General features: G+C 38.4%; 10 protein-coding genes and 1 pseudogene. 10 read left to right on the plus strand and 1 reads right to left on the minus strand.

Translation table 11 applies throughout. The annotated features are described in order from the left end of the window. The 10 genes and pseudogenes from ACYPZI_RS02215 to ACYPZI_RS02260 form a co-directional block, all read left to right on the plus strand. A partial coding sequence (locus ACYPZI_RS02215) for a phage integrase SAM-like domain-containing protein (protein WP_459598171.1) occupies positions 1-425 on the plus strand: 425 nt, incomplete at its 5' end. Positions 426-438: 13 nt separating this feature from the next. After that, positions 439-525, plus strand: a pseudogene (locus ACYPZI_RS02220) (DUF4134 family protein); the annotation flags it as partial. 480 nt (positions 526-1,005) lie between these two features. After that, a complete protein-coding gene (locus ACYPZI_RS02225; protein WP_459598173.1) occupies positions 1,006-5,070 on the plus strand; it encodes a hybrid sensor histidine kinase/response regulator in 4,065 nt (1,354 codons plus the stop codon). 145 nt (positions 5,071-5,215) lie between these two features. Next, positions 5,216-6,787 carry a glycoside hydrolase family 28 protein gene (locus tag ACYPZI_RS02230; RefSeq protein WP_459598175.1) on the plus strand — a complete coding sequence of 524 codons (1,572 nt, stop codon included), beginning with the start codon at positions 5,216-5,218 and terminating at the stop codon, positions 6,785-6,787. 12 nt (positions 6,788-6,799) lie between these two features. Then, positions 6,800-7,648, plus strand: coding sequence for a TIM barrel protein (locus ACYPZI_RS02235; protein WP_459598177.1), 849 nt, complete (start codon positions 6,800-6,802; stop codon positions 7,646-7,648). Positions 7,649-7,650: 2 nt separating this feature from the next. Beyond that, positions 7,651-9,024, plus strand: coding sequence for a glycoside hydrolase family 28 protein (locus ACYPZI_RS02240; protein ID WP_459598179.1), 1,374 nt, complete (start codon positions 7,651-7,653; stop codon positions 9,022-9,024). Between the two features lie 32 nt (positions 9,025-9,056). Continuing rightward, positions 9,057-11,813 carry an MGH1-like glycoside hydrolase domain-containing protein gene (locus ACYPZI_RS02245; protein WP_459598181.1) on the plus strand — a complete coding sequence of 919 codons (2,757 nt, stop codon included), beginning with the start codon at positions 9,057-9,059 and terminating at the stop codon, positions 11,811-11,813. Positions 11,814-11,951: 138 nt separating this feature from the next. Further along, on the plus strand, positions 11,952-15,038 hold the full coding sequence (locus ACYPZI_RS02250; protein WP_459598183.1) for a SusC/RagA family TonB-linked outer membrane protein: 3,087 nt from the start codon (positions 11,952-11,954) through the stop codon (positions 15,036-15,038). An 11-nt stretch (positions 15,039-15,049) separates the two neighbouring features. After that, a complete protein-coding gene (locus ACYPZI_RS02255) occupies positions 15,050-16,774 on the plus strand; it encodes a RagB/SusD family nutrient uptake outer membrane protein (RefSeq protein WP_459598185.1) in 1,725 nt (574 codons plus the stop codon). Positions 16,775-16,798: 24 nt separating this feature from the next. Then, complete coding sequence (locus ACYPZI_RS02260) at positions 16,799-18,022, plus strand: SusE domain-containing protein (RefSeq protein ID WP_459598187.1); 1,224 nt, start codon at positions 16,799-16,801, stop codon at positions 18,020-18,022. Between the two features lie 486 nt (positions 18,023-18,508). On the opposite strand, the gene ACYPZI_RS02265 is transcribed toward ACYPZI_RS02260, so the two are convergent. Next, positions 18,509-19,708 carry a glycoside hydrolase family 88 protein gene (locus tag ACYPZI_RS02265; protein WP_459598189.1) on the minus strand — a complete coding sequence of 400 codons (1,200 nt, stop codon included), beginning with the start codon at positions 19,706-19,708 and terminating at the stop codon, positions 18,509-18,511. Positions 19,709-19,711: the final 3 nt, after the last annotated feature.

Consider the following 19,711-nt stretch of genomic DNA (forward strand, 5'->3'; position numbering starts at 1 on the left):
AGAAATACAAGGATGTTTACCTGCACCTGGAAGCGTTTATTAAAAAGCGGTATAACCGTACAGATATAGCATTGATAGAGCTTGCCCCGGCCTTTATCACCGACTTTGAGCTTTACCTTGCTACCGTTCCGAAACTGGCGCACAATAGCATCTGGCTTTATATGATGCCGCTCCGCAGGATGATAAGCATAGCCATTAACAACCGGTGGCTGACCCATGACCCGTTCAGCGGCTATGAGATTGCAGCAGAAGAAACGGATGCGGGCTACCTGGATAAGGACGAGATAAGGGCTATCATGGACACTCCGCTCAAGAAAAGGCTCGAACTGGTACGGGATTTGTTTTTCAGTTCCTTTTTTCCAATTGCTCCCAAAGTGCCGTTACCTTCCCAACAAACATTTCCAGCCGGAACAGCAGTTCATTGAATGTTTTTTCGTCGATACGACCAAGATGGCTACCAGCAGGTTCGGAGCCTGTATCTTCCTGATCGTAGCGGCAACCATCCTGAGATCATTCTTCCTCTAGGCCCCCTTTGATTGAAAATAAAAGATACAATAGTATGGACTTAATTATCTCAATGCTGATTATTATATCAAATTTATATGTACTTTTATCAGTAACATAAGAATCTTGTAGCTAAATGAAAAAGGCACTTCTCATTCTGCTTTGTATTATATACAATACGAAGTCGTCTTGATTAATTTAAATTTGTTAAGACGACTTCTAAGTTAAAAAATATCTTTTTAACTAAAACATTAGATATTATATAGAATAAAGATTTATGGATTTCATAAACAATAAATTAACCACAGAGTTGCATGGAGTTATGGTTCACGGTGTATCACGGTGTAACTCCGTGATATTTAACTCGGTGCAACTCTGTGGTTAAAAAATCAACTATGTATAAACATCTGTAAATAAATAGAATAATCTCTTATTAAATATAAACTCTATTATATATCTTTACTATTAAAAATTAAGTCAACGATACAGTACCTTTTATTGATGCGAATACTCCACCAAATTACACTTATCCTTTTTCTTCTATTATATGCCAATAGTTTATTGGGTCAGATAATAGAAAGCAACTTGTCTTTCGAGAATATCAATATCACGGAAGGACTGCCTCATAACACCGTGCAGAAGATATTCCAGGATTCGGAAGGATATATGTGGTTTGCCACAAAGGATGGACTGTCGCGCTACGATGGCAGCAACTATATTATTTACCGGGAATCGCTGGGCCGGGAATCATTATCAAATAGTAAAGTCCGTTGCATCTCCGAAGACAATGACAAAAATATATGGGCGGGTACAGACAACGGCCTTAACATGATAGACCCTGCGACCCGCCATGTGGTTTCTTTTCTCCTGAGTTCGTATCCCGAACTGAAAAACAATAAAATAAATGACCTTTTTTTTGACAAAACGAGTCAAAATATGTGGATTGGCACAGAATCGGGAGTAGCTCTTTATAATACAGAGAGGAAAGAATTTATCGATTTGGAAAGCAATATTGCGTTCTCGCAATTAGTCAACACAATAGGAGCTATCTCCGAAGACGAAATATACATTGGCACGCATACCGGATTGTATATCTGCAATAAGCAAGGTAAACAGATATACAGAGTTCTCTTATCTCCGGACGATGTCAATTATAATGTCTACTCTGTATTCCCCGACTCTGATGGTAATATCTGGATTGGCTGTCACATGGGCCTCCTAGGTAAAATGAACAAACCAGAAAAAACAATCTCTATACTTGAATTTGGAAATATTAATATGACTGACGATTATGGGGTAGTCAGCATAATCGAACAAGATAGTCTATTGTGGCTGATAAGTAAGAAGAAAGGGGTCTTTTTTTATAATAAGAAAAACAGCAAACTGATAAAAACAGGGTCAGGCTATTCCGTAAATATTTTAGGAGAAAACAGTAATGAATTGATGCTTACAAACGCATATAAAAACAATAATGGCACCATATGGATAGGCTCGTATTACATGGGATTATTTTACTATTCGGAATATATTAATCAATTCAACCACATATCCATAAGAAGAGACAGGGAGAAATCTACCGGTATTATCGGTCCTGTCATTCAGGACGGAGACGGACTTTGGCTAGGTAGTTCAGGCGTTGGTATAACTTATTATAACATTAAAAACAAGAAACAGCAATACTACGAAATATATGAGTCGGGCATATCCCTTACAGAATGTAAACCGCTATTGATCAGCGATAACATATTGTGGATAGGCACCGATTCACATGGCATTTTCCTATTCGATCTGAAAAAGAAAGCTGTTATAAAGCAATACTACACTTCTTCCCACATAGGCAGAACACCGGGAAACAGAATAAATTATGGATTTAAGGACAATCAGGGGCGTCTCTGGATAGGGTATAACGGAGCGCCGGGAGGTATTTGCCTCTTCGATGATGAGACAGAAATTTTCACCAACCGCTTACCGTCTGATGCAAAAAATAAAGTAAGAGATATTTATTTCATACACCAGGCATCGGACAATGAACTCTGGGTTGGTACCCGCAACAACGGGCTTTTTCGTTATGATATATCTAAAGCAGATTATACTCCTATACCTATTGCAGGAAGGCAGGATTTGTCGATAAGTTACATTTTCAAAGACAGCCAAAACCGTATCTGGATAGGGACTTTCGGACAGGGGCTGATTTGCATGGATTACCATGGCAATATCAAACAATTATTCAATTACAGCAATAATGATATAAACGACAATATTTGCAGTATTCTGGAAGATAACGATGGCCGCATATGGATTAGCTCTTTCAACGAAATATCGTATTACAATGAACAGAATAACCGCTTTGTGAAATACGATATTAAGAATAATTTTCCTCTTCAGCATGTAAAATCCATGTCGTCTTTATTTTCAAAAGACAACTTACTTTACTTTGGAGGAAGTAATGGTATGGTTGAAGTAAATCCTCAGAGCCTGATGCACATCAACAAAACTCCTCCAAAGGTAGTGCTTACCGACTTTCTTATACACAATCAGCCGGTAGATACGTTCGTGCGCAAAGATGTATTGCAAAATCGCATTATTGAATTAAAATACAACCAGCAAAACCTTACTTTTCATTTTGCTGCCCTCAACTATATATATCCGGAGAAAAATCAATACCGATATAAACTGGAGGGAGTTGATAATGACTGGAATACCACAAGTAAACAACGACAGGTGACATATAACAATCTGACGGCAGGAGAGTATCGTTTCATGATCAGCGCTTGTAACAATAGTGAAATCTGGTCTGAACCTGAAAATCTGTTGACTATTATTGTCAAACCTGCTCCTTGGTTTTCATGGTGGGCATATCTGATTTATACGACGGTGATTGTAGGCATATTAGGCTTGGTTTTCTATTATCAGAGAATAAAAATTAATTTAGAACATAATCTGAAACTGAAAAACGTGGAGAAGAAGAATATGGAAAAGATGCATAAATTCCGGTTAGACCTGTTCACAAATTTTTCTCACGAGATACGTACGCCTCTCACTTTTATTTCAGTGTCATTAAGCGATTTGTTGAAAAAATCAGAAACTTCAAACAATAATACTCTAGTCAGAATAGAAAGCAATGTAGATAAAATATCTACTCTCGTGGATCAGCTAATGGATTTCCGCAAACACGATGAAGGACGAATGGAACTTAATGCTTCCGAGCAATTATTGATTCCTTTTATAGAAGATATTGTTTTGACTTTTAAAGAACTTTCTGAAATAAAAAATCATCCTTTAAAAGTAAATCTGCCGAAAGAAAATCTCATTTTGTGGTACAATCCGCAATTACTGGAAAAAGTATTCTATAATGTATTGATGAATGCATTTAAGTATTCTTATGAAGAAAGCATCATAGAGCTGAATGCGGAAGTTATAATCCTTAACGGCAGTACATACCGGGAGCGGGTTGACCATATGGTAGAACAGGCTGTCCTTGTCAGCATATTCAATGAAGGCGACACTATCCCCGAAAGCAAACTGGAAAAGCTGTTCGAGCCATTCTACCGCTTGAAGAATGCCAGTAATATACAGGGAACGGGAATAGGCCTCAGCCTGAACAGGATGATTATGCGCTTGCATCATAGCGATATCTGGGTAGAAAATGCAGAAGGCCAAGGCATCGTTTTCAAGTTACTGATACCGATAGGTAAAGACCACCTGAAAGATGAATTGGACGAATCTGCAGGAGATGAATACCAGGTGATTTTCAGTCCCGTTGCCGTTCGAAAAATGGAATCCCCTCTTGTTTTTCCGAAAGCTGATACGGAATTAAGAACATTGCTCCTGGTAGAAGACAATGAAGAAATCAGGACATATTTAAAAGGAAAATTACTTGCAGAATATAATGTCTTTGACTGCTCCAATGGTAAAGAAGCATTGGATATTATTCATAAAAAAGAAATAGACATGGTTATCAGCGATGTAATGATGCCGGTAATGGACGGGAAGGAACTATGCAGGATAATAAAAAGCACAATAGAGATAAACCATATTCCTGTAATACTACTCACAGCGCAAACATCTGACGAACACATAAAGGAAGGGTTTTATTCCGGGGCAAACGAATATATACCCAAGCCTTTCAAATATGACATCCTTTTAGCACGGATACAAAATTTATTAGAAAATAATGACCGCTTGCGGCAATCGTTCCAGAAACGTATCAGTCCGAAAGATATGAATGTGGAGGTTACCGATTATGATGAACAATTTTTACAAAAGTGCTACGATTACCTGCGTAGCAATCTCTCCAATCCTGAATTGACAATAGAAGACTTCGGTAAAAAAATTGGGGTGAGCCGCGTGCATCTGTATCGCAAATTGAAATACCTGACAAATTTGTCTCCCAGCCAGTTTATATTAAACGTAAGATTGAAAGTCGCCGCCGACCTGCTCAGGCAGGAAGGGGTATCCGTATCGGAAGTATGCTATCAGGTAGGGTTCAACAGTTTGTCGTATTTCACACGCTGCTTTAAACAAAGTTACGGGCAATCACCGTCTGATTACAAACAAAAGAAATAATCTATTCCTGTGTTGATTTTAACTATGATACAAGGTTTTTGTATCATTTGTATCAATTCATGTAACATAATTTCAACCGTCTTGGTAGAGACAAATCTATCTTTGTTAATGATGACAGAGCACATATTAACCAAATCATATTACTATGAAAAAATTACTGATACTAACCCTGTTTTCTATTTATATAGAAAATATATATTGCACAAACAGTATATATAATATTATAGATTATGGAGCGAAATCAGATACAGCATTTCTGAATACCACCTCAATTCAAAAAGCAATAGATATATGTCATAATAACGGTGGCGGCACAGTATATATTCCCACAGGGCTATATATTAGCGGTACACTATTCTTAAAAGATAATGTGATGCTCTATCTTGAAAGAGGAGCAACAATAAAAGGCAGTCCGAACCTGAAAGATTATCCTCAACTGACAGAACACCGAAAAGGATTGGTTCATGCCGAAAAAGCCCATCGCATAGGCATTATGGGAACAGGAACAATAGATGCAAATGGAGGTCATCACGTTTTCCATGAAGGGCCTAACTCGCCAAACAGGATATATGTTGCCAATTTTGAAGAATGTACGGAAGTAAAGATACAGGATGCCAGTTTTTTGAACGCTTCTTTTTGGACGTTGCGCATTCATGATTGCGAACATGTCCAGATACATGGCATAACTATTAAATCGCCGACCTATTTCAATAATGACGGTATTGATCTGGATGGTCGTAATATTACGGTCTCAGATTGTATCATAGACTGTGTAGATGATGCTATATGTATAAAAAGCCACACTAAAGGACGTCCATGTGAGAATATCGCTATCACCAATTGTATTGTATCCAGCAATTGTAATGCCATAAAATTTGGAACTGTATCGGCTGGTGGATTTAAGAATATCGCTATCTCTAACTGTATAATTAAACGGCCATCGCAGAATGACTATTTCGACTATAAGAAATATACGATACCCGGAGTAACCGATAACTACGTAAATAATTCCGGCATAGCATTAGAATTGGTAGATGGAGGTATATTCGAACAGGTAGTCATCGACAATATAACGATGTATAATACGCTAACTCCCATTTTCATTCGTTATGCAGAGCGAAGGAATCCGCCTGCTGGAATTATGAAAGATATTTCGATCAGTAATGTAACGGCTACGGCAAATAGCCTGATGACCTGTTCCATTACAGGAATACCGGGATATTATGTAGAGAATGTAAAATTGAGCAATATCATACTTAATTGTCCGGGAGGAGGACAGAAAGGGCATACAACACGGGAAATCCCGGAAAAAAACAAAAGCTATCCTGAAAATAAAATATTCGGGGCAGATTTGCCTTCTTACGGCTTTTATGTACGGCATGCCAACCACATCACATTCTCCAATATACAATTCAATTTAAATGCTAATGACGATAGGCACGCAATCTGCCTCGATGATTGTAACAACATTGTTATAGACGGTGTCAACACAGTCTCACATGAGAGTGAATCGGCTTATATCAAGGTAAGGCAGGTAAATAATCTTTTGGTTAGCCGGTTCACTTCTGATTGCACACTGCCTTTATTTATAGAAAATGAAGGGAATTCCTCTGAAATAAAATTTATAGGTAACGACTTCAGCAAAGTTGGCCGGTTATGTGATGAAAACACCAAAAGTATAATAAAATCTGCTGGGAATCTGGTTTCTAATGAATAACAATATAGTATTATGAAAAATAGGCTTTCCATTATAATTATTTTTCTTTTCTGTTTTGCAGCGCATATTTCTGGGCAGAATAATATAAAAGTTTCATTAGTAAAATGGAGTTTCCGTACTCAGACCGAACTATTGTGTCAGATGGCAAAAGGCAACCATGTTGCTGCATTGGAAATGGTGGATACGCTCAAATGGGATATAGTTTTAAAAAGCGGGCTGCAAATAGCGATGGCTGACGGCGCTGATTTAGGTATAGAAAGAGGATTTTGCGACAAAAGATGGCATAAGGAATTAATTGACAGATATACCTGTCTATTGCCGAAATTACAAGAAAAAGGAATAAAACAAATAGTTTGCTATTCGGGTATAAATACAGATTTGAACGATGATGAAGCATTGGACGTATGTGTCCAAGTAATGAAACCAATACTTGAAGTTGCTGAAAAAAACGGGATTACCTTATCTATGGAATTAATAAGTACTCAGGATACTGATGAGATTTTTACTAAACAACGCTTTAAATACTATCAGTGCGATAATATGGAATGGGCTGTTTCTTTATGTAAGAAACTGAACTCTCCTAACTTCAAGCTATTGTATGATGTATGGCATATGCAGGATATGGGACGCGATATATTTGATGATATAAAGAAATACCATCCTTACATATCTCATTATCATATAGCGGCATATCCGAAAAGGAATATTTTAAATAAAGAAGACAAATTTGATTATAACAAATTAGTAAACGAAATACAAAAAACAGGATACAAAGGCTATATAGGATTGGAGTTAGACAGAGTGGAATTAGATCTTGAGAAGATAATTAAACAAAGTATGAACATTTTAAAGGATAAATAATAATGAAACGAACCTTATTTTTCTTTCTTGGCCTTATTGCAGTATTTACATATGCTCAATCACCATGGGATAAAGCTGCTGAAATTGTTGCCGGGCTCGATCCTGTGACATTTCCGGACAAGGAGTATATAATCACCGATTTTGGGGCAATAGGCGATGACAAAACACCATGCAAAGACGCTTTTGATAAGGCCATGACTCTATGCAGCGATAACGGAGGAGGCAAAGTAATAGTACCTGCCGGCAACTATTATATGAACGGAGCTTTGGTCTTTAAAAGTAATGTAAATGTCCATTTAGAAGAAGGCGCTGTTATCAATTTCAGCATCAATGAAAATGACTACCTGCCTGCTGTTATCACCCGTTGGGAAGGTACCGAATTATTCAACTATTCTCCTCTTGTATATGCTTATCATGTGCAAAACATAGCTCTGACAGGTAAAGGAATCATCAACGGAAACGGTTCCAGAAAGTTTTCTCCGTGGAATCATAAACAAAAAGTAGAACAGGAAATGCTCAGGAAAATGGGACGCGATAATATTCCTGTATACCGCCGGGTATTCGGCGAAGGATTCAAACTTCGTCCCGGATTTATAGAGCCTTACGGCTGTGCCAATGTGCGTATCGAAGGGATAACTATCAAAGATTCACCGTTCTGGGTAATTCATCCTATCTTTTGCAACAATGTGATTGTACGTGGCGTAACCGTAGATAGCTACAACTACAACAACGATGGTTGCGACCCCGAATCGTGCCGCAATATGCTTATCGAGGATTGTACATTTATCACGGGTGACGATGCCATCGCCATCAAATCGGGACGAGACAACGATGCCTGGCGTATAGGCCAGCCTACCGAAAATATCGTTATCCGCAACTGTTCTTTCTTTTCCAAGATTAATGGAGTATGTATTGGCAGCGAAATCGCCGGAGGAGTACGTAATATTTTCATTGAAAACATTACCATTCCGATGTCGTCGAACGCAATCTATTTCAAATCAAATCTTGATAGGGGGGCGTATATCGAAAATGTATATGTGCGCAACATACAAGCCGATTCGGTACGCACAGCGTTAATCCGTTTCGAACCCAATTATAAGGGAGAGCGTTCAGGCTTCAATCCTACGCTGTTCAGGAATTTTCGGATAGAAGAAGTGACTTGCAAATACATCGAAGAGTGTGGCATATACATGGCAGGATTTAAAGAGCAGCCGATAAGGAATATCGAATTGAAGAACATCACGATTGGCAATGTACCTATCCCATACTGCTTCGAAAACGGACTTGACATAACATTCAGGAATGTAAAGGTTAACGGAAAGAAATTACCAGAGAAACCGGAAGTGAAAGAATTGGTCAGCCTTAAGGTGCTTTAAAAAACTGAGAAATATAAACAACGAATGTAACGATGAAAAGATTTTATTGGATTATATTAGTATATCTGTCTGTGTTGCCGGCTATGGGTCAGGAGAAAACAAGCTTTGATCTTGATAATAACCATGACATCCCATCGCTATATTCCTGGGGGCCATATTCGAAACGCTATGCTGGAATATCGCACATTCCGAATATAAAGAGAGGGATGCGGTTTGATTTTTCGGTAATGCCGGGATATTACAGGAATCGCCAGTTGGTTCCCCATGTTCTTTTCGAATCATCTTATTATCCATGGAAGATAAATCCGGAAATGAATCGTATCACTTACCGATATGAACTGGAATGGAAAGATAAAGTATATGTAGATGTAACTTACCATATATTGGATGATTCCCGAACATTAGTAGAAATCCATTGTGTAAATAATACTGCAATAAATCAGAATCTTGTATTAAACAACATTGCTTATATTGATTATCCTGAACATGAACCCCTGGTCGAGGCTTTGGGAACAGAGCATCTGAAATGGTATAATGCTATTGATTACTCCGTTAATGAACCAGCTATCAAAACACCTCAATACGCTTTAGTATATGATGGTTGGAACAGAAACGAAGAACGAACTACCTTGTCTCTCGACGGTTCTGTATTGGACAAAGGTTTTGGTAAAGATAAGGGAGACAAGGTAGCTTATAATATCAATATTAGGGAAGGATATGAGAACGGGATTATTTTATTCCGATATAAAGTAAATAAAGGGAAGAATGCTGTATTTCAGTCAAATGGACTTATCAAAGATCAATTGATATTTGAAGACACAGGCGATTTTGAAGTACTAAAAGTTCCTTATGCATGCGATAAACCAGAAGATTATATACTTGAACTTATTTCGGAAGGAAACAGCCCTGTTCAATTAGATGGGTTTTTTATCGGAAAAGCGCAGGACATTGATTCTCTGAATATAAAACCACGAAATATTCCTTTTACTCCGTCTATCGAAAGAGGGAAAGGACAACAAGACTTTATACTTAAATATCCGGAATGTAAGAATTACTATGGAGTAGCATGGAACTTTAAAGAATCGGAAATCCGTGAAATTTTGAATAATGAATTGGAATCGTTTTTCCGCAGGAAAGTGCATGACCATGTTGCCAGGATATTGGTAGGTAATAAACAATGGCATTATACAAATGCTTTCCTTCGTCCGATAGTAATGTCCCCGAATTCCGGACAAACATTATATAGCCTGATTTGTACCGGAAACAAAGAGCAGGTATCTGAACAATTGCAGAGTTTCCATGTATCTCCTGATAAGATAATTTCAGAAGTGAAAAATACATCGGTAAGCCGGAATAATAATTATCTACCTGAAGCAGAAAAGTATAGTTTTAGTCAGCAATTGTTGCAAGCCACATTATTGTCTAATATAGTTTATCCGGTATATACCCAACAACAATATATCAGGCATTTCACTCCCGGCATGAATTGGAACAGTCTTTATACATGGGATCTGGGATTTATTTCCTTAGGACTAATTGATATTGACAGACAGAAAGCCTTTGAAGCAGTAAAAGCTTATACAACTCCGGTTGATAGCGAATCGGCATTTATTCATCATGGCACTCCATTGCCAATACAGATGTTTGCATATTTTGATTTGTGGAATAATGGACTATCGAATCAATCTTTGGAGTATTTATATCCTCGCTTGAAACAATATTTCGATTTTATGGTAGGAACTAATACTTATTCAACCACACAAATGAAAGGTTCTGGATTGTTGCGCACCTGGGATTATTTCTATAATTCGGGTGGATGGGATGATTATCCACCACAACAGGCTCTTCGCGATGACAAGCCGCAATATCCGTTTGTAACGCCAGTAGTGACTTCTGCCTATTACCTTCGTGCAGCGAAAATATTAAGGTTGGCTGCAAAAGAATTAGATATAAAGACAGATCTTAAATATTACGATCAGGTAATTCAAAAGCTTTCGTCAGCACTTCAAAATTATTCATGGGATAATGAAACTGGCTATTTTAGCTACGTAGTACACAATGAAAACGGACAACCGAAAGATAAATTCCGATATAAAGATGGTTCCAACTTTAACATGGGCCTAGATGGGGTTTCGCCTTTCGTTTCTGGTATTTGCACGCCGGAACAAAATGAAAGGCTTATCAGTCATTTGTTCTCACCTGATGAACTATGGACAGATTTGGGCATCTCTACTGTAGATAAATCTGCCTCATATTATCGAGCGGATGGTTACTGGAACGGCGCGGTCTGGTTTCCTCATCAGTGGGTAATGTGGAAGGCCTTGCTTGATAACGGAAAAGGACAGGAAGCATACAAGGTTGCAACTACTGCTCTGAATACATGGCAGAAAGAATGTGCAGAAAGCTATCATACTTTCGAACATTTTATTATTTCATCAGGCAGAGGAGCCGGATGGCATCAATTCTCAGGGCTTTCATCTCCTTTACTTAATTGGTATGCTGCATATTATAAGACAGGAAAAGTTTCAACAGGATTTGAAATCTGGATCAATGACGATCGGTTCAATGAAAATTTTTCAAGTTATGAAGCTAAAATTTCTTTCGATGATTCTACCGTACCTCACAAAAGGACAATGATTGTCATTATGAATCCGGATTACAAATATACTGTGCGATTTAAAGAGAAACCGCTAAAAGCTCAATCCTGTTATCCGGGTATGTTGGAAATAACTTTTCCGGCAGATAACAAAACGGGAAGGCTAAATATTAGTATTGAAAATTTAAAATAAACGGACAAGATATAATTCATTAAAAACCAATCTATTTATGAAAAACTATGTAGAATTATTTATCACTGTTTTATGAGAAATTCTCATGAACAAAAGTAAGGCATGATTATTAATTTTTTAATACAGGAATCATAATCTATGGAAAATTCTAAATTAATTATTATTTATAGTCTGATTTGCATTCTATTATGCCTGTCAGGGACTATATCAGGACAACAAACTAATCCACAGGGAAATACCAGATATGCTGTAAGTGGTACAGTTTTTGATAGTGACGGTGAACCGCTTATTGGAGCGTATGTGAAAGAAGTGGATGGTAAAAGTACCGCAGTAACAGATGTGGATGGTAAATATTCGATAAATGTAGCTGTAAACGGACAACTTACATTTTCATACATGGGCTATGTGACACAAACAGTGAATGTCGGAAGCAATAAAGTATTGAATGTAAGAATGCAAGAAGATGATCAACAACTTGAAGAGATCGTAGTCATTGGTTATGGGCAAGTAACCAAAAAGGATGCAACAGGTTCGGTATCGACATTAAAAGCAAGTGATTTGAACAAAGGGGTAACAACTACTCCTCAGGATATGCTGGTAGGTAAAGTGCCGGGATTATTGATTGTGCCGGGTAGTGGGCAACCCGGGTCGGGTACAACTATCCGTATCCGCGACGGTTCTTCACTTTCGGCAAGTAATTCGCCTTTGATTGTTATTGATGGTGTTACAACTTCTGATGATGCCGGGGTAGGTATGTCGAACGTATTAGGAGCTATCAATCCAGAAGATATAGAATCATTCAGTGTATTAAAAGATGCTTCCGCTACTGCTATTTACGGTTCGCGTGCTTCCAATGGGGTTATTATTATTACAACAAAAAAGGGTGGCGCTAAAAAGCTAAAGATTAATTACAACAGCACATACAGTGCCAGCGTCAATTCGGGAAAAGTGCCAGTATTAAGTCCAGGACAATTCCGTGACTATATGGACGAATACTATCCTATAAGTACGCCTGCCGGCACAGCAGCCCACCGAGCTATAAACTATGCTTATGCAGATGGTACTATTGGTTATTATAATACTGACTGGCAAGATCAAATATTCAGAACAGGATTATCTACCGACCAGAATGTAAGCGTATCGGGCGGCGGGGAGAAGTCCCCTTTCAGACTGTCGGTCGGATATACGGATCAAAACGGGACATTGAAAGGATCTAATTTTCAGCGTTTTACTCAAGCCGTTAATTTTACTCCGAAGTTCTTCAACAAACATTTAAGTGTAAACGTGAACTTAAAGGCAATGGAGAATAAGAATAAGTATGTTTCTGATGGAGTGATAAATTCAGCAGCAGCATTCGACCCTACAAAACCTATTTACACATATAATCCGGATGGATCAATCAATAAAGATAGATATGATGGATTTTTCCAATGGATAAACCCGGATGGATCCATTAACCGTAACGGTTCTGAAAATCCTGTATCACGTCTTTCCGGCAGTTGGGATCACACAGATGTATTCAGAACTTTGGGCAATCTACAACTCGACTATTCGTTCCATTTCTTACCCGAACTTCGCGCTAATATGAATATTGGCTATGACTATACGCACAATGAAGGCAATAAAGGAAATTATTTGGGTTCATACAGTTCATATACCGATGCCATTCTACCTCCGGGCCAAGGACGTTATACTGATACGAAGGCGAAGCGTGAAAATTACCTGTTTGACTTTTACTTGAATTATGTAAAAGATATTCAGCCAATAAAAAGTAAAATAGATATAATGGGAGGATACTCATGGCAACATTTTAAGAGGAATGATGAGAGTTGGACATATTCGAACCAGATGCCGGGCTATGAGTCGGTATTCATCTCAGAAAACACATCCCCTAAAGAATACTATCTGATTTCCCTATTCAGTCGTTTGAATTACACCTTTATGGATAAGTATCTTTTGACATTTACTTTGCGTAATGACGGTACTTCACGTTTCCACAAAGACAATCGTTGGGGACTATTTCCTTCGGTAGCATTAGCATGGAGAATAAATGATGAAGAGTTTTTCAAACAATTCGACAGGTTAAGCAACCTCAAATTCAGAGCTAGTTATGGCGTTACAGGACAACAAAATATAAGTTCAGACTATTATCCTTATATAGCTACTTACGATCTTTCCACCATCACATCTACATCACAGTACCAGATTGGTGATAATTTCTATCAATTATTGAAGCCTGAGAAGTATAATGAAAATATTAAGTGGGAATCCACAAGGACATGGAACGTCGGCCTGGATTGGGGATTTTATAACAACAGGCTGTCGGGTAGTGTAGATGCGTTTTATAAAGAAACGTATGATCTGTTGAATAATATAGCCATTCCGGCAGGCTCTAATTTTATTAATGAAATGGTTGCCAATATTGGGAATATGGATTTCAAAGGGCTTGAATTCAATGTTAATGCTGTGCCAGTCTCCACCAAGGATTTTTCATGGGAAATATCAGCTAACGCAACATGGGTAAAGTCTGATATTACAAAACTGACAGCTATCCATAATCCTGATTACGTCGGTGTTCCGACAGGAGGCATAAGCATGGGTACAGGCAATAATATCCAGATTAATAGTGTCGGGCATGCTCCTAATACATTCTATGTATACGAGCAGGTTTACAATGAGCATGGAGATCCTGTGCAAAACGCATTCGTAGACCAGGATGGAAATGGGATAATTGATAATAAAGATCTTGTAAGAAAACACAAATCCCGTCCTGATGTATTCTTCGGGTTCAATATGTTGTTCAACTACAAACAATGGGATTTCGGATTCAATACCCATGGTAGCATTGGCAACTGGGTGTTCAATGATTATAATTCAGCGCGTTCCTCAGCCGATTATACATTTAGCAACGGGCAAACAGTGCGCAATGTTCCCCAGTATGTAGTGGAGACATCTAAATTCCGTTTGCCGATTTCTGTTTCGCAGGCAAAGAGTGATTTATTTCTCGAAAATGCATCCTTCCTGAAAATAGATAATATAACATTGGGATATTCGTTTTCGAAACTATTCAAAACGAAATTATCGGGCCGTATATCCGCTACAGCTCAAAATCCATTTATAATAACAAAATATAGTGGTTCCGATCCGGAAATAAGTAGCGGTATCGACAATAATGCTTGGCCGCGCCCTCGTATATATGTTCTTGGTTTAAGTCTTAACTTCTAAAAAATTGAATTATGAAACTTAAATATTTAGCATTACCGATAGTATTTCTATCAATAATACTTTCATTCTCATCCTGTTTCGGTGATTTGGATACTACTCCGATCGATCCGAACCTTTATACGCCGGACAAGGCATATTCGACTCCTGAAAGTTATATGCAGGGTTTGGCAAAGTTATATGCAGCATTGGGGCTGTCCGGCCAGAACGGGCCGGCCAGCGCTGAAATTGTCGGAGTCGATGCCGGTACTTCTCCTTTTTTGCGTACATTCTGGTATATGCAGGAATTTACGACCGACGAAGTTACATTTACTCAGTCTGATCCTGGCTGTCCCGAACTTTCGTATAATACTTATACTACGGAAGATAATCCTATTATTGCAGGGTTATACTATCGCCTGTTGTTTACAATTACAATGTGTAACGATTACTTGAAACAAACCACAGATGGTAAACTTAGCGACAGGGGAGTTGACGCTGACCTCAAGGCAAAAATACAATCGTATCGGGCAGAAGCACGCTTTTTGAGGGCGATGATGTATTATCATGCGATGGATATGTTTGGGAATGTGCCTTTTGTTACCGAAGACGATCCTATTGGAGCTTACCTTCCGCCTCAGATTTCACGTTCCGATCTGTTTCGTTATGTAGAGAGCGAATTAATAGGTCTGGATAATGACTCGGATATGATTGCACCTCGTCAGAATGAGTATGGCCGTGCAGATAAGGCTGCGGTATGGCTACTGCTGTCCCGTCTTTACCTGAATGCGGAGACATACATACAAACGCCGAAGTATGACGAATGCGTCAAATATGCAAAGAATGTGATGAATGCCGGATATGGACTGTGTCCAAATTATGCAGAATTATTTATGGCTGACAATGGAGAAAATATGGATGCCCGTAAGGAAATGATCTTTACTATTAACTTTGACGGACGGTGGACTCAGTCATATGCAACTCAATTCTTAGTAGCAGGTTCCCGTGGCCCTAACGACCCTAATTTTACCGTTACAAGCGGTTCATCCAAAAGCTTTAAAGGTTCACGGGCAACACTTTCCTTTGTTCGTCATTTTTACCCTGAAATTGATGATTTACTTAAAGGAGTCAATGAAGTTATCGACGATGCAAATGGTACATTAGGTAAGAAAGCAAACGAACGGGACAATCGTGCGATCTTCTTTACCCATACCTGTCATCTGCCAATGTCGTTGAATGCAGGATCCAGCACCTTTATCTATGGTTGGCCTTCGTATAAATGGACTAACTTGACCCGCAAAGGCATACCACCATACTATGTTGATGAGAGTGGTAATACGATTGCTTTGACAGAATATCCGAGCCTTGATTATCCTCTGATGCGTTTAGCAGAGGCATATCTCAACTATGCAGAAGCTGTAGCCAGAAAATCAGGAGGTACCAGTACAGAAGCCCTTGCCCTCGAAAAATTGAACGAACTCAGAGACCGGGCAAATATTAAGGCAGATGATCTAACTACATTCGATCTGAACTACATATTTTCTGAACGCTCGCGGGAATTACATTGGGAAGCTTTTCGCCGCACAGACCTTATCCGGTTCGATAGGTATGCTGGAAACGATTATACATGGGAGTTTAAAAACGGAACATTTCCAGGATCCGCAGTTCCTAAATATAGAGAATTATTTCCAATCCCGGCTAAAGACATAGGAGCAAATCCTAATTTAGTACAAAATCCAGGCTATGGAAGTGCACAATAATAATATTCTTTAAATAAGTTGAATATGAAAAGATTTATATTTCCAATAATATTTATAGCATCTCTTTTATGTTTTGTATCGTGTGGAGATGATAACAGTGTATCTTTGAATCCCGATAAATATGTATCCAGTTCGTGGACAGTTAGTTTCGACGGTGCATTTATTCTTGATAAAGCAGATGCCGAGAACATGATGGATACTTTGCGCTGGACTCCGGCAGACTTTGGGTATGGTGCTGCAATTTCATATGAAGTGCAAGTTGCAGTAAAAAATGAGGGTGACTTAACTTTTGTCACATTGGGTACGACAAATCAAACCAAATATGGGGTAAAAATAAAAGACCTGAATGCGACTCTATTAGCCGCCGGAGCCGTAAAACGCCGCCCTACCGATTTTGTTATGCGTGTTAATGCTTCCATTAGTGCAGCTTACAGTCCTTTAATATCTAATAGTGTAGAATTTAATGCTACAACTTTTTCTACCGATCCGGACCTGCTCTATGTTGTCGGCGACTATAATAATTTTGATATGGAAACTGCCGAAGTATTGTATTCTCCGAATTGGAATGGAAAATATGAAGGATATGTATATTTATCTAAACTCGATCAAGGTATAAAACTTATTGAAGAAATCGCACCGGAAGTGCAATGGGGATTGCCAGGAGGATTCACTCCTGCAACATCTGTCAATATTGCAGCGGGAGGTGCTGCGATTGCTCCAGGCTCGTTTATGCCGGGCGCTAACGGGGAAGAGATTTTTGACGGACCTGGATTCTACAGGATGATTGTAGATATTACCGAAACTTCAAAGACATTTAAACTCTATAAGTTCTATAATGATTTCTTCGTTGCCGGCCAGCGCAATATGAATTATACGGAGTGGGCCAATTCGATGTCGAACCAGAATCCTAAGGCTGGGACAGGGGCTCTGTTGACATACAATCCTGAGGGAAAAGTATGGGAGGCGAAGAAGATATATATACCCGAATACCAGACTGATGCCAATGGTGTGCAATTGACCGGTAAATTCCAGTTTAAACTAAGAGCCAATTTTATACAAGGTACATGGACAAACGCTGCGAATATAGGAATCAAGGACTCTAATTCTATGAAAGATAATATGCAGGTTGGAAACATTACTCCAGGTGGAGGAAATATCAATTTTATTGCTCCAGAGGGCTATTATGATATCAAAGTATATATGCAATGCTATCCGCAACGTTTTGAATTGATACCGAGTACAGAATAATCAATGTTTGCATATTGGTAGATTTAATTGCCAATCTGTTAAGTTAATAAGGGAGGGTGCTTCACACTGTGATTTCACTCTCCCTCTTGACTTTGTCATTGCGACACCCAATTCCAAAAATCATTATCAAATAGCTTTTCAATAAGTTTGTGCTTATTCGTGATTAGCATAGTTTTCGTGTAGGAACTATTGTTGTGAGGCATATTGACTTTGATTGTCGTAACGCAGAATCAAGTACCCAATGCGACAATTTAGTTCAAAGATGCATAAAATATTTTAGAAGGTGTCTGAAAACAGAGTATTTCTCTTGGTCTACTGTTTATCTTATTTTGTATCAGCCTTATAAAATTATCATCATAGTGATCAAAATCAGCACCTTTTATGATATATTGCCTGATCAGTCCATTTGTATATTCATTCAGACCTCTCTGCCAAGACGAATAAGGATGTGCAAAATAAAATTAATTATTATTGATTCCTTATGTCTTATTTATCAAATAAGTTCTTCCCTTCACTTATCTTTTTCAATCTTATCAAAGCTTCTATATAATAATAATCAGCATAAATGATAGAAGCATCAATTTCAGACTTATGCGGTTTATGTCCCGTAGAATGCAGTAAGAATGCGTGATTCTTTTCTCGACTCTGATATTGCTCTGACGACAAAGATTGTAACATCTCAGTTGCCTCATCCATATAATATTGAGACTCTCCTTTTTCAACATATTGCGATAACTCCAACAAAGCAGAGGCTACAAGTGCAGCGGCAGAAGCGTCACGTGGCGCATTAGGAATGGCAGGATCATCAAAATCCCAATAAGGTACCTTATCCTCAGGCAACTTTTTCAAATAAATAGCTGTGGCCTTTCGAGCTGTTTCTAAGAAATCTTTATTTCCTGTTTCTCTATAGCACATAGTAAAGCCATAAATAGCCCAACCTTGTCCACGAGCCCACATAGAAGAATCTGCATATCCCTGATGGGTTATTTGTTTAATAGGTGAACCGGAAATTGTATCATACACAACCACATGGTATGTACTATAATCATCGCGGAACTGGTTTCTCATAGTAACTTCTGCATGACTTTTTGCCATATCATAGAACTTCTGCCCGCCGCCATTTTTTGAAGCCCAAAACAGAAGTTCCAGATTCAGCATATTATCGATAATCGTATTATGGGGCCACTCCATCTTTTCACATTGAATAGGCCAGGAGTTAATGGTACCGACCTTGGGGTTGTATAAAATAGCCAATGAATCTGCCGTCTGTAACAACATCTGCTTATATTCCGGATTTCCTGTCAGCCGATACCCATTGCCTAAACTACAATACATCATAAACCCCCAATCATGATGAGTTATCTTTTGATCAAGGACAGGATATAATGCTTTCGAATATTTTTCCGCATCTGCCAACAATTGTTTATCCTTAGAATATTCGTATGCATACCATAATATTCCCGGCCAAAAACCGCTAGTCCAATCATGAATAGTAGTACATGCCCAATCTTTGGAGGATGTGTCATTCAAAATATTACGTGGCATGACATCATGCCTCTTCAATACTTTTAAAGAAGAATCTATCTGATTAATACAATAGATCAACGCTCTATCGGTATCGAAACTTTTATTATTACAGGAAAGGCATAAAACACTAATCAATATATAACCTAAAATTTTATTCATCGC

The sequence above is a fragment of the Dysgonomonas reticulitermitis genome, from assembly GCF_054601275.1.